Origin of the sequence: Pseudomonas sp. FW300-N2A2, assembly GCF_017351735.1 — a bacterium.
GTDB classification, from domain to species: domain Bacteria; phylum Pseudomonadota; class Gammaproteobacteria; order Pseudomonadales; family Pseudomonadaceae; genus Aquipseudomonas; species Aquipseudomonas migulae.
Window position 1 is genome coordinate 17949 of record NZ_JACNDU010000003.1, and the last position, 12948, is coordinate 30896.

The following is a 12948-nucleotide window of genomic DNA, read 5'->3' on the forward strand; positions in this document are numbered from 1 at the left end:
GGTGCTAACAGTCAGGTATGCAAACGCGCCGGTAGACCGGCCAGGAACAAGTCAGGCGCGCCAACGCCAGCGGGCCAGGGCCTTGATGACTTTCATCCAGAGTTTGCGGGTGACCACCACGATGGCGTTTCCAGAAGGGGGTTGAACAGCGTCGGCCAACGTTATCTCAGCGGCCGGATCCAGGCAACCGGGAATTAGCTTGCGCAGGTCGTCGATGACCAGCGCCGGCGACTCTTCGGCAATCGGCCGACCGTGGTTATAGCCATAACTGAGGGCCACGCACTTGACCCCCGCCGCTTTTGCCGCCAGCACATCGCTGCGCGAATCGCCGACAAACAGCGATTGCGACGCCGGGATGTTGGCCATTTTCATCACGAAAAACAGCGCAGCCGGGTCGGGTTTCTTCTGCGGCAGGGTATCGCCGCCGATGATCCATTTGAAATAGCGGCCGATTTTCATCTGATCCAGCAACGGCGCGACGAAGCGCTCCGGCTTGTTGGTGATCAGCGCCATCTCCACGCCTTGCTTGTTCAGCCACTTGAGGGTGTCACGCACGCCGGGGTAAACCACCGTCAGGTCGTGACCGTCCTCGTAAAAGCCGTTGAACAATTCCAGGGCATGTTCAGCCTCGACATCATCGACACCTTCGGCGTCGATGTGATTGGCCAGGGCCCGGCGCACCAGCATGTGCACGCCGTTGCCGACCCAGTCACGCACCGATTCGATGCCGACAGGCTGGCGCCCGAGTTTGAGCAGCATGTTATCCACCGCCGCGGCGAGGTCAGGGACCGAATCGACCAGCGTGCCGTCCAGATCGAACATCACCAGCCGTGGCAGACGCCCCGGGAACAGCTGCTCAAAGCCACTCATGGACGGGCCAGCGCCAGTTCGGAACGCATCTTCTCGATCACTTCCTGGTAGTTCGGCGCGTTGAAGATCGCCGAGCCGGCCACGAAGGTATCGGCGCCAGCCGCTGCGATTTCACGAATGTTGTTCACGTTCACGCCGCCGTCGATTTCCAGGCGGATGTCACGGCCCGAGGCATCGATCAAGGCGCGTGCTTCACGCAGCTTGTCGAGGGTGCCGGGGATGAACTTCTGCCCGCCGAAGCCTGGGTTGACGCTCATCAGCAGGATCATGTCGACCTTGTCCATCACGTACTTGAGCACGTCCAGCGGGGTCGCCGGGTTGAACACCAGGCCCGACTTGCAGCCGCCTTCGCGGATCAGTTGCAGGGAGCGGTCGACGTGCTGCGTGGCTTCCGGGTGGAAGGTGATGTACGTCGCGCCGGCCTCGATGAAGTCGCCAACGATGCGGTCAACCGGGCTGACCATCAGGTGCGCGTCGATCGGCGCGGTTACGCCGTACTTGCGCAGCGCGGCACAGACCATCGGGCCGATGGTCAGGTTCGGCACGTAGTGGTTGTCCATGACATCGAAGTGCACGAAGTCGGCGCCGGCGGCCAGAACGTTGTCCACTTCTTCACCCAGGCGGGCGAAGTCGGCGGAGAGAATCGACGGAGCAATTACGAAGGGCTGCATGACGCACCTTTTCTGAGCAGAATCACGATGGCGCGCATTGTATACCTCATGCTTTGACGCGCGCACCGTAAGGACGATGATCAGTAGGCCGCGCGGTAGATCTTCTCGATATCAATCGCACTCAGTTTGCGTGGATTGTTGCGCATCAAGCGCTCGATACCCGCTGCTTCCAGGGCCAAGGCCGGAATCGCATCCTCTGGAACACCGAAACTGCGCAGGCCCGACGGGATTTCTACCGCTGCGCACAACGCGGCCATCGCCTCGACGGCTTTGTCCGCGGCGTCATTGGCGCTCAGATGAGCGGTCTTCACGCCCATGGCTTCGGCAATATCCTGCATGCGCTCGACGCAGGCCATCTTGTTCCAGGTCATGACGTACGGCAGCAACAAGGCGTTGCTGACGCCGTGGGCGATGTTGAAACGTCCGCCCAGCGGATACGCCAGCGCATGCACCGCACCGACCCCGGCATTGCCGAACGCCATGCCGGCCATCAGGCTGGCGGTGGCCATGTCTTCACGCGCCTGCAGATTGGAGGGATTGGCGTAGGCCTTGGGTAGCGCCTGGGTGATCAACTTGATCGCGCCGATGGCCAGCGCGTCGGTAATCGCTGAAGCATTGAGGGACAAATAGGATTCGATGGCGTGCACCAGCGCATCGACGCCACTGGCGGCGGTGACACTGCGCGGGCAGGTCAGGGTCATTTGCGGGCTGACCAGCGCCACGTCCGGCAACAGATAGTCGCTGATGATGCCCTTTTTCAGTTGCGCGACCTTGTCGGAGAGGATCGCGACGTTGGTCACTTCCGAGCCGGTGCCGGCGGTGGTCGGGATGGCGATCAGCGGCGGGCCCTTGCGCGGCACCTGGTCGATGCCGAACAGATCCTCCAGCGCGCCGTGATAACCGGCATACGCGGCAACACTTTTGGCGATGTCGATCGCGCTGCCGCCGCCCAGGCCGATCAGCCCGTCGTGCCCGCCTTCGCGGTAAACGCGCATGCAGTCTTCGACGATGGCGATTTCCGGGTCTGGCAGTACTCGGTCGAAAATCTCGTAGCTACGGTCCCCCAACTGCGCGAGCGCCAGCTCCACCGTGCCGGACTTGACCAGCGCGGCGTCGGTGACGATCAGCGGGTTGTCGATGTCCAGGCGCGTGAGCTCGGCGGACAGTTGCTCGATGGCAGCTGCGCCGGTGATCAGTTTGTGTGCGATTTTGAAAGAGGAAAGACTCATCGTGCGCAGCCTCTTATAGATAGGGGAGCTGGGCACAATAGTAGCTGGGGATTGGGGTTTGTCTGCTATTCAGCGCGTGAATGACCAAACATGGGAACAACACAAATCTAATGTAGGAGCGAAGCTTGCTCGCGAAGGGGCCATGTCAGTCAACATCGATGCTGAATGTTCCGGCCTCTTCGCGAGCAAGCTTCGCTCCTACAAAATCAAAAGCTGATCAGGCTTGGGCGGTGCGCAGTTTTTCGCTGCGGCCACGCAGCCATTCCAGGGTCAGCAGCAGGATCACCGAGAAGGCGATCAGCAGCGTTGCCGCGGCGGCAATCGTCGGGCTGAGGTTTTCGCGGATACCGCTGAACATCTGCCGTGGCAAGGTCGCTTGCTCGGGACCGGCGAGGAACAACGTCACCACCACTTCATCGAACGAGGTCGCGAAGGCAAACAGTGCACCGGAGATCACACCTGGCGCAATCAGCGGCAAGGTCACGCGGCGGAACGCGGTCAGCGGCGAAGCACCGAGGCTGGCAGCGGCGCGCACCAGGTTGTGGTTAAACCCCTGCAACGTTGCCGACACCGTGATGATCACAAACGGCACACCCAACACCGCGTGCACCACGATCAACGAGAAGAAGCTGTTGCCCAGGCCCAGCGGTGCAAAGAACAGGTAACTCGCGACGCCGATGATCACCACCGGCACCACCATCGGCGAAATCACCAACGCCATCACCAGCGCCTTGCCCGGGAAGTCGCCCCGAGTCAGGCCAATCGCCGCCAGCGTACCGAACACCATCGCCAGCACGGTCGCCGCCGGGGCGACGATGATGCTGTTCTTCAGTGCACGCATCCATTCCGCCGAGGCGAAGAAGTCCTGATACCAGTGCAGCGAAAAACCTTGCAGCGGATACACCAGGAAACTGCCCGAGTTGAACGACAACGGGATGATCACCAACACCGGCAGAATCAGGAACAGCAAAATCAAGCCGCAGAGAATCCGCAAGCTGTAGAACCACACCCGTTCGATGGGCGACATGTAAGGACTCAGCATTTCGATTCTCCCCTTAGCTCAGGCGCAGGCGACTGGCGCCCACCAGCCAGCTGTAAATCAGATAAAGCACCACGGTCGCCAACAGCAGCAGCCCACCGAGTGCGGTCGCCATGCCCCAGTTGATGCTGGTGTTGGTGTAGAAGGCGACGAAGTAACTGACCATCTGATCGTTCGGGCTGCCCAGCAAGGCCGGGGTGATGTAGTAGCCGATGGCGAGGATGAACACCAACAGGCAACCAGCGCCGACACCGGCATAGGTCTGCGGGAAGTACACCCGCCAGAAACTGGCGAACGGGTGGCAGCCGAGGGAAATCGCGGCGCGCATGTAGGTCGGCGAGATACCTTTCATCACGCTGTAGATCGGCAGGATCATGAACGGCAGCAGGATGTGCACCATCGAGATGTAGACCCCGGTGCGGTTGAACACCAGTTCCAGCGGCTTATCGATGATGCCCATGGCCATCAGGCCGCTGTTGATCAGTCCGCCCGATTGCAGCAATACGATCCACGCGGCGACGCGCACCAGAATCGAGGTCCAGAACGGCAGCAGCACCAGGATCATCAGCAGGTTGCTTTGACGCGACGGCAGATTCGCCAGCAGGTAAGCCAACGGATAGGCGAGTACCAGGCAAATGGCGGTGATGATCAGGCCCATCCAGAAGGTGCGGGCGAAGATGTCGAGGTAAATCGCCTGATCGGGCGTGGCCGGGGCGATTTCGCCAAGGTCATCGATGCGGTGATCGACCGCTGCCAGCAAGTAGTACGGCGTGATGTTGCTGGTGTTGCGGCGCACCGCTTGCCAGTAGGCCGGGTCGCCCCAACGCTCGTCGAGCCCTTCCAGCGCGTCTTTATAAGAGGCCGGTTCGGTAGCGAACGGCAAGGCGCGGGCGGTTTTGGTCAGCAGGCTGCGATAGCCGGCCAATTCCATGTTCAAGCGCTTGGACAGGTCGCCCAGGGTCTGATTCTTGCGCGCTTCAGCGAGGTCTTCGCTGGCCGCTTTGTAAACCGGTTCAGCGGGCAGCCCACGGCCGTCCCAGCTGGCGATGGCCGCCACGGTGCGCGGCATGCCGCCGACCACTTCCGGGTTACCAACGCTTTTGTAGAGCAGCGCCACGATGGGCACCAGGAACACCAGCAACAGAAACAGCACCAATGGCGCGATCAAGGCCTGGGCCTTCCAGCGGTTGATCCGCTCGGCGTGCTTGAGCCGCTGCTTCAAGGTGGGGTCAGTGCCCGCGTTCAGGGGAATGGCGGTGGCCATGGCGTACTCCGGAAATCTTTGATCGTTACAGAGGCGGCATCCATTGACCGCGAGGCCGCCTCTGTTCTTGATAACTACACATCACCCCCCGTAGGAGCGAAGCTTGCTCGCGAAGGCAGCGTGTCAGTCAACATTGATGTTGAATGTGCTGACGTCTTCGCGGGCGAGCCTCGCTCCTACGGGAGTCGATAAGCCCACGGGGTGGTCTTATTTCGCAGCCCAGGAATTGAAGCGCTGCTCCAGTTGCTCGCCGTTGTCAGCCCAGAAGCTGACGTCGATCTGCACTTGGTTGGCGATGTTTTCCGGGGTGGTCGGCATGTCTTTCAGGACATCCTTGGACAACAGCGGTACGGCTTGGGTGTTGGCCGGGCCGTAGGCGATGTTTTCCGAGTAGGTCTTCTGCTGCTGCGGCGCCACCGAGTACGCGATGAATTTCTTCGCCGCTTCAGCACGTGCCTTGTCCAGGCCTTTTGGAATGGCCCATGCGTCGAAGTCGTAGATACCGCCGTTCCACACGACTTTCAGGTTGCTTTCTTTCTGCACGGCAGCGATCCGGCCGTTGTAGGCCGAGCTCATGACCACGTCACCGGAAGCGAGGTACTGCGGCGGTTGTGCGCCGGCTTCCCACCACTGGATGTTTGGTTTCAGCTCATCAAGCTTCTTGAACGCGCGGTCCTGACCGTCTTTGCCGGCCAGCACTTTGTAGACGTCTTTCGGCGCAACGCCGTCGGCCATCAGTGCGAATTCCAGGGTGTACTTGGCGCCTTTACGCAGGCCGCGCTTACCCGGGAATTTCTTGGTGTCCCAGAAATCCACCCAGCTGGTGGGTGCGGAGGCCAGCTTGTCAGCGTTGTAGGCCAACACGGTCGACCACACGAAGAAACCGACGCCGCAAGGCTGGATAGCGCCTTTGACGTAGTCTTCGGTCTTGCCGAACAGCGCCGGGTCGAGTTGCTCGAACATGTCTTCGTCGCAACCGCGGGACAGTTCTGGCGACTCAACTTCCACCAGATCCCAGGACACGCTCTTGGTGTCGACCATGGCTTTGACCTTGGCCATCTCGCCGTTGTACTCGCCCGCCACGATCTTGCCGTTACCCGCCGCTTCCCACGGTGCGTAGAAGGCTTTGACCTGCGCGGCCTTGTTCGCCCCGCCAAAGGACACCACGGTCAGGTCCGGGCCCGCCGCCATCGCGTGTGCCGCACCGATCATGCCCATGACCAGGGCGGTGAATTTCAGGGATCTCAACATTTATTGTTCTCTCCACGTGCAGGGTTGGTTGAAGCAGGGGGCGATCAGTTCGCCTCTAGAAGTGGGTCGAGCGCGCGAACGTGTTCGACCTCCCAGCCAAGCGGTACCACGTCGCCGACAGCAAGCCCGGGATCGAGCTCGGCAATCGGTTGTTTCACGAAGAAGTCGGTCTTGCCGCAGACTTCCAGGCGAACCCGGACGTGGTCGCCCAGATAGATGAATTCCGCCACCCTCCCTGAGAAGCGGTTGACACAGGACTCGCTCGAACCATTGAGGCTCACGCGTTCCGGACGAATTGACAGCGTGACGGGTTCGCCGGTCTTGCCGACATTGACCGCCAGCGCTTCAACCTTTTCACCGCGACCGAGTTCGACGATGCAACGATCGCCGGTCTGGCTGTGCAGGCGGCCGTTGAGACGGTTGTTCTCGCCGATGAAGTTGGCGACGAAGGTGTTTTTCGGTTCTTCGTAGAGGCTGCGTGGAGGGGCGATCTGCTGGATTTCGCCCTGATGGAACACCGCCACGCGGTCGGACATGGTCAGGGCTTCGCCCTGGTCGTGGGTCACGTAGACCACGGTCACGCCGAGGCGCTGGTGCAGATGCTTGATCTCCATCTGCATGTGTTCGCGCAGTTGTTTGTCGAGTGCGCCGAGGGGTTCGTCCATCAGCACCAGTTGCGGTTCGAACACCAATGCACGGGCCAGGGCCACACGCTGTTGCTGACCACCGGACAGTTGCGCCGGATAACGCTGGGCGAAGGTCTCGAGCTGAACCATGCTCAGGACACGTTTGACCCGGTCGCTGACATCGCTCTTGTTCAAGCCGCGCACGGTCAGCGGGAACGCGAGGTTCTCGGCGACGGTCATGTGCGGGAACAATGCATAGTTCTGGAACACCATGCCGATGTCGCGCTTGTGCGGCGGCACGTTGTTGATGGCGCGCCCGGCCAGGAGGATTTCACCGGCGGTCGGGGTTTCGAAACCGGCGAGCATCATCAGGCTGGTGGTTTTGCCGGAACCGGATGGCCCGAGCAACGTGAGGAACTCGCCTTTGCGAATGTCCAGGTTGAGGTCTTTGACGATCAGGTTCTCGCCGTCGTAGCTCTTTTGCACTCCACGAAAGCTGACCAGAATGTCATTGGCCCCTGCGCTTGAATCGACCTGGCTCATACCCACACCTTTGTTATTGATGACTGCTGTGGACTAAGCCTAGTGGACGCTGGGGAGCACGCAAATCGGGGCGCAGGAGAGAATCGCCTCAGCCGGATGGAAGGTTGGGGGTAGGGATTGCCCTACAAGGATGGCGGGAATGGGTATGTCGTTTCGGGATGGGGGCAGGTGGTGAGCTGCGAGCCTTACGGAGCGGCGATAGCGGTTTTAAAGGCATGTCGCAAATGGATATGCGACCACTAACCCTGTGGGAGCGAGCCTGCTCGCGATAGCGGAGCGTCAGTCGACATGTCCTTGGCTGATCCACTGCTATCGCGAGCAGGCTCGCTCCCACAGGGGATTGCAGTGAACCAGTGGTTTGGCGCTAGAGCAGTTTGTGTTCCATGGCGTACTTCACCAGTTCAGCCAGGGATGTGATGTTGAGTTTCTGCATCAGCCGCGCCTTGTGGGTGCTGATGGTTTTGCTGCTCAGGGCCAGTTGCTGGGCGATGTCGTTGACGTTGGCGCCCTGGGCCAGGCGTTCGAACACCGAGAATTCGCGCTCCGAGAGCAACGAATGCAGCGGCCGCGAATCGGTCAGGCCGACTTCGAAAACCATGCGGTCGGCCAGGTCCGGGTCGATGTATCGACCGCCCGCCGCGACCTTGCGGATCGCCGTCAGCAGCAGCGCCGGGTCGCTGTCCTTGGTTGCATAACCCGCCGCGCCGACCTTCAACGCCCGGGCGGCCATTTGCGCTTCGTCGTGCATCGACAACACCAGGATCGCCGGTGGATTGTTCAGTGCGCGAATCCGCGGAATCGCTTCCAGGCCATTGACGCCCGGCATCGAGATGTCCAGCAACACCACTTCGCAAGGCACATGACGCAAGGTTTCGAGCAACTGCTCGCCATTGCTCGCCTCGCCCACCACCAGCAAGTCCTTGGCCAGGCCGATCAGTTGTTTAATGCCTTCGCGAACGATGGTGTGGTCTTCGGCTACCAGTACACGGATCACGGTCTTTCTCCAGATTCAAGATCTATCGCGAGCAGGCTCGCTCCCACATTTGGATCTGTGGCGTTCACACAATCCGTGTGGGAGCGGGCTTGCTCGCGAAGGCGTAAGTACCATCAACACAAATTCTTCAGGCCTCATCCAAAGGTACGCGCACACTCAACGTCGTGCCCTCCCCCGGCTCACTTTCAAGCGACAGCTCCCCGCCCATGATCAACACCCGCTCGCGCATGCCCACAACCCCGAAGGATGTTGGCCGGCCAGTAGCGGCGACAAATCCTACGCCATCATCGCTGACAGTCAGGCACAACTCGTCGCCCTCAAGCGTCAATGTCAGTTCAACAGTATGCGCCTGGGCATGCCGCATGACATTGGTCAGTGCTTCCTGAAGGATCCGGAACAAGCCGATCGCCTTGGCATCGCTGAGCACCGGCAAGTTCTCCGGCACTTGCACCAGACACGGAATCTGCGTGCGCGCCTCGAAACGCCGGGCCTGCCATTCGATGGCCGAAGCAATACCGGCATCGAGAATTGGCGGCCGCAACGCCGTGGCCACATCGCGCACCAGTTGGAACAGCTGAGCGATCAAGCGCTTCATGCTGTTCAAACGTTCATTCAGACCTGGGTCGAGCTGGGCGTAGGCCAGTTCGCACATGGACGTTTCCAGTTTCAGCACGGTCAACATCTGACCCAACTCGTCGTGAACTTCCCTGGCGATGCGCGCCTTTTCCTCTTCTCGCACGCTCTCCAGGTGTGCGGACAATTCACGCAATTGCTCACGGGAGCTGGCCAGTTCCAGCTCGATGCGCTTGCTCTCGCTGATGTCCCAGACGATGCCGTCCCAGACATAGGTGCCGTCATCGAGGCGACGCGTGATGGCCTTGATCTCGGCCCAACGCTGATCGCCCTGGCGCGTGAGAATCCGCCCTTGCCACGACCAGTCACTGTCAGTGTCCAGCGCATGATCCTGCGTCTGGTGGTAACTGGCCTTGTCGTCCGGATGCACCAGGCTGCGCAGGCCTTTGTCGCGGTGGGCCAGGGTCGCCGGCGAGTAACCGACCAGGCTCTCGCTGCCCTCGCTGATGTAGGCAAAGTCGATCTGCCCTGTCACCGGAGCCCGCTCCAGGCGAAAGACCAATCCCGGTACGTTGGCAGCGATCCCTTGCAGACGCGCCTCGCTTTCCTGCAACGCGGCCAGCGCACGACGACGCTCGGTAACGTCGTTGAGGTAGACCACCAGATATTCACCATCGCGAAAACGCAGGAAGCTCAACGACACATCCGTCGGCAGAATGCTGCCATCGGCTCGCAGGCAATTGGTTTCAAAGCTGAGTGGCCCTTCTTCACTGGCACGGGCGCGTTTCCACAGGTTCAGCCAGCGGTCCATGTGCAGACCCGGTTCAAAGTCGATCAACGGCCGATCGATGATGCCACCCGACGGATAGCCGAGCATGGTTTCCGCGGCGCGGTTGGCGTAGCGCACATGGCTGTCCCAGTTGACCCAGAGAATGCCGACGGTGCTCTGGTCGATAGAAAACTGGGTGAGGCGCAGCGCTTCTTCGCTGGCGGCACGCAAGGCAATGTCTTCCCGTGCTACCAGCAACCGCTGCTCAAGACTGTGTTGCTGCCGACGCTGCCAGACCACGATCGCCATGCAGCTCAGCATCAACACCGCCAACAGCAGGCAGAGGTTCTGCCAGAAACCCGGCGACTCGGTCAGTCGCGGGTATTTGGCTTGCAGCCATTGGTTGTGCAGTTGTTCCAGGTCCTTGGCGGGGATCGCCCGCAGCGCGCTTTCGATGATGCCGGCGAGTTCCGGCCAGTCCCGCCGTGTAGCCACGCGCAGCAGTTGCGGCAGGCCAATATCACCGACCACCACCAAGCCGGCAAACTCCGGTTCGACAGACAAACGCCCGAATTGCGCTTCGTCGACCACGGCATAACTGGCCTGCTGACTCAACAACAGTTGCAGTGCCTGACGCTCGATCGGCACGCCCTGGAGATTCAGGTGCGGGTAATTGCTGCGCAGGTAATCGGCGGTGGCGCTGGGCATGCGTACGGCGACGCGGGTCTGGCTGTCGAGTTTTTCCAGCTCGACCACGCCGGCGCCCTTCTGGTCGCTGACCACCAGTTGCGGCACCCGCATGTATGGATCGGAAAACTGCCACAGGCGCAGGCCGCCGGGGGTTTGCGCCAACCCTGGGGCGATGTCGATTTCACCTTCGCGTGCGGCGGCTTCCAGTTGCGCAAGGTCGGGATAGTTACGCCAGCTCAGCTCGACCTTGAGCGCTTTTGCCAGCCATTTCATCAGCTCGACGTTAACCCCGGACAACCGCTGCAAACGGCGATCGTATTGCGCATAGGGCACTTGCAACACCAGTCCGACGCGTAATTCATTATGTTGCGCGAGCCATTGCTGTTGGCTCGCAGACAACTGCGCGATGTGCTCCGGTGGCGCAGGCGCCGCCCAGCCCATCAAGGGAAACCACAAACAGCCGATAACCCACAGACAGCAAAAACGCATCATTGAAATCTCACACACTGACAAATACTGACCAACCCATTAGGCTGCCGGAACCACTTCTGGCCTGGAATATCCGATGCCCCCTGTCTACCGCCTGGCACTGCCAGCATTGTGCCTGTCGCTGATCCTGCCTTGCGCCTTTTCCGTCGAGGCCGCAGACCCGGCACCGGCCGCCGCGGAAAAACCCGCAGAAGAAAAACCGGTTGAACGTCAGCCGCTGCTTGAGCGTAGTCAGGAAGAAGCGGCAGCACTTGAGCGAAAAATCCCCGCTCAGGAACAGCAACAACTCCAAGCCGGCAGCGACACGTTTCTGGCCTTGTGGAAACCGGCCAATACCGCTGACCCCAAGGGTGCGGTGATTATCATCCCGGGCGCGGGCGAAACCGTTGACTGGCCGCAGGCAATCGGCCCGTTGCGGCGCCAATTGCCGGACGCCGAGTGGAGCAGCCTGAGTATCACCTTGCCAGACGTGCAAAGCGATGCCATTGCGCCACGTATTGTTGAAGTAACGCCATCGCCCAAAGCACCTGATGCCGGCAGCAAGGACTCGACCACGGCGGCGCCCATCGAGCAGGCGGCGGGCGGTGAAGCGGAGGTGGCCGACAAGGCCATTGCTGAAACCAGCGATGAACAGGTCAAAGCCGACGCCGAACGAATTTTTGCACGCATCGATGCGGCTGTTGCCTACGCCGAACAGCAGAGCGCTCGCAGCATCGTGGTGCTGGGTCATGGCACCGGCGCTTACTGGGCCGCGCGTTATCTGAGCGAGAGGCAGCCCTCGCAAGTCGAGAAGTTCGCGATGGTCGCCGCGCAGACGCCCGTGGCAGCGAAACCTGGCCTGGCTGAACTGACGCCGACACTAAAACTGCCCACCGCCGACATCTTCTATAAGGACAAGCCGCTGGACCGCAATGCGGCTCTGGAACGCTTGCAGGCCAGCAAACGCTTGAAGGGTTCGGCGTTCAGTCAGGTATCGCTCAAGGCGTTGCCGGGTGACTCGAAAGCAGAGCAAGAGCAGTTGGTTCGCCGGGTGCGGGGCTGGTTGAATCCTCAGGCTGCGGCGGACTGATAGACCGAGGCGCGCCCTTCGCGGGCAAGCCTCGCTCCTACAGGACTTCATCGTACCTGTAGGAGCGAGGCTTGCCCGCGAAGGCGTCATCACTGACGACGCATCACTTGAAATCCCGCCGCTGACGAATCAACGTATAGGCGTTATGCAATTCGCGCGTCTTGTCCGTTGCCTCGCGCACCTGCAACGCCGTCGCACCGCTGCCGGCAATTTTGTCCGGATGATGACGACTCAGCAGGCGCCGATAGGCGCGCTTGATCTGCGCCGGTTCGGTGGTGGCGGACACACCCAACAGCGACAACGCTTCCTGATAAGTGATGGCGGTGCCGGCCGACGATTGCTTGTGCGGCTCATAGTCAGACGCCAGCGCCTGCACCTGATACGACGTCCAGCCCAGCCATTTACCCCATTGGCGAATCAGTTCGCGCTCGGCATGCCCGGCACGACCATCGGCCCAGACCATTCGCCAACAGGCGCGCAATACGCCTTCCGCCGCATGGGGTTGCTCACTCAAGCGTCGCAGATAACCGCGCAACCGGTCACGGCCCGACTTGCCGCGGTTGAACGCGGCAATTGCCCGACGCTTGGCCGACTCGGACATGTCCAGTGCCTGCATTTCCAGGCGCGCCTGCTGGATATGTCCGTCTACCACTCGCCCATCGCATTTGGCCAGCCGTCCCAGCAATACGAACAGCAGCTCATCGTTGCGCAGCACCGGCCTGCCACCGAGCTTTTCACGCAAATGTCCCCACGAATGCAATTGCAGGTGCCGATCCAGCGCCTGCCCCAATAAAGCGCCGAGCAAGGCCCCCGGAATGCTGGCAATGGCAAAGCCCGCTCCGGCTCCAATCAGAGTCCCTGGCCACAGCAT

General features: G+C 61.0%; 11 protein-coding genes. 1 reads left to right on the forward strand and 10 read right to left on the reverse strand.

What is annotated here, in order from left to right:
• Positions 1 to 51 precede the first annotated feature (51 nt).
• From J4E42_RS05730 to J4E42_RS05770, 9 genes are all read right to left on the reverse strand, one after another.
• Complete coding sequence (locus J4E42_RS05730) at positions 52 to 870, reverse strand: phosphoglycolate phosphatase (RefSeq protein WP_084318377.1); 819 nt, start codon at positions 868 to 870, stop codon at positions 52 to 54.
• Positions 867 to 1541, reverse strand: a complete 675-nt coding sequence (rpe, locus tag J4E42_RS05735) for a ribulose-phosphate 3-epimerase (RefSeq protein WP_008035979.1) — start codon at positions 1539 to 1541, stop codon at positions 867 to 869. Before rpe ends, J4E42_RS05730 begins: the two co-directional genes overlap by 4 nt.
• 80 nt (positions 1542 to 1621) lie before the next feature.
• Entirely contained in the window at positions 1622 to 2770 is a 1149-nt protein-coding gene (locus tag J4E42_RS05740; RefSeq protein WP_008035978.1) for an iron-containing alcohol dehydrogenase, read from the reverse strand.
• A gap of 217 nt (positions 2771 to 2987) precedes the next feature.
• Positions 2988 to 3812, reverse strand: coding sequence for an ABC transporter permease (locus J4E42_RS05745; protein ID WP_192416834.1), 825 nt, complete (start codon positions 3810 to 3812; stop codon positions 2988 to 2990).
• Positions 3813 to 3825: 13 nt separating this feature from the next.
• The gene (locus tag J4E42_RS05750) at positions 3826 to 5073 is read right to left on the reverse strand and encodes an ABC transporter permease (protein ID WP_008027082.1); all 1248 of its coding nucleotides are present in this window, start codon (positions 5071 to 5073) and stop codon (positions 3826 to 3828) included.
• A 207-nt stretch (positions 5074 to 5280) separates the two neighbouring features.
• Entirely contained in the window at positions 5281 to 6324 is a 1044-nt protein-coding gene (locus J4E42_RS05755; RefSeq protein ID WP_008035977.1) for an ABC transporter substrate-binding protein, read from the reverse strand.
• Positions 6325 to 6368: 44 nt separating this feature from the next.
• On the reverse strand, positions 6369 to 7493 hold the full coding sequence (locus J4E42_RS05760) for an ABC transporter ATP-binding protein (RefSeq protein ID WP_008027079.1): 1125 nt from the start codon (positions 7491 to 7493) through the stop codon (positions 6369 to 6371).
• A 364-nt stretch (positions 7494 to 7857) separates the two neighbouring features.
• Complete coding sequence (locus J4E42_RS05765; protein WP_003210977.1) at positions 7858 to 8487, reverse strand: response regulator transcription factor; 630 nt, start codon at positions 8485 to 8487, stop codon at positions 7858 to 7860.
• A 127-nt stretch (positions 8488 to 8614) separates the two neighbouring features.
• On the reverse strand, positions 8615 to 11011 hold the full coding sequence (locus J4E42_RS05770; RefSeq protein ID WP_207284804.1) for a PAS domain S-box protein: 2397 nt from the start codon (positions 11009 to 11011) through the stop codon (positions 8615 to 8617).
• A gap of 73 nt (positions 11012 to 11084) precedes the next feature.
• On the opposite strand from J4E42_RS05770, the gene J4E42_RS05775 reads away from it, so the two are divergent.
• Entirely contained in the window at positions 11085 to 12077 is a 993-nt protein-coding gene (locus J4E42_RS05775; protein WP_192229284.1) for an alpha/beta hydrolase family protein, read from the forward strand.
• A gap of 103 nt (positions 12078 to 12180) precedes the next feature.
• On the opposite strand, the gene J4E42_RS05780 is transcribed toward J4E42_RS05775, so the two are convergent.
• Entirely contained in the window at positions 12181 to 12948 is a 768-nt protein-coding gene (locus J4E42_RS05780) for a TerB family tellurite resistance protein (protein ID WP_008035968.1), read from the reverse strand.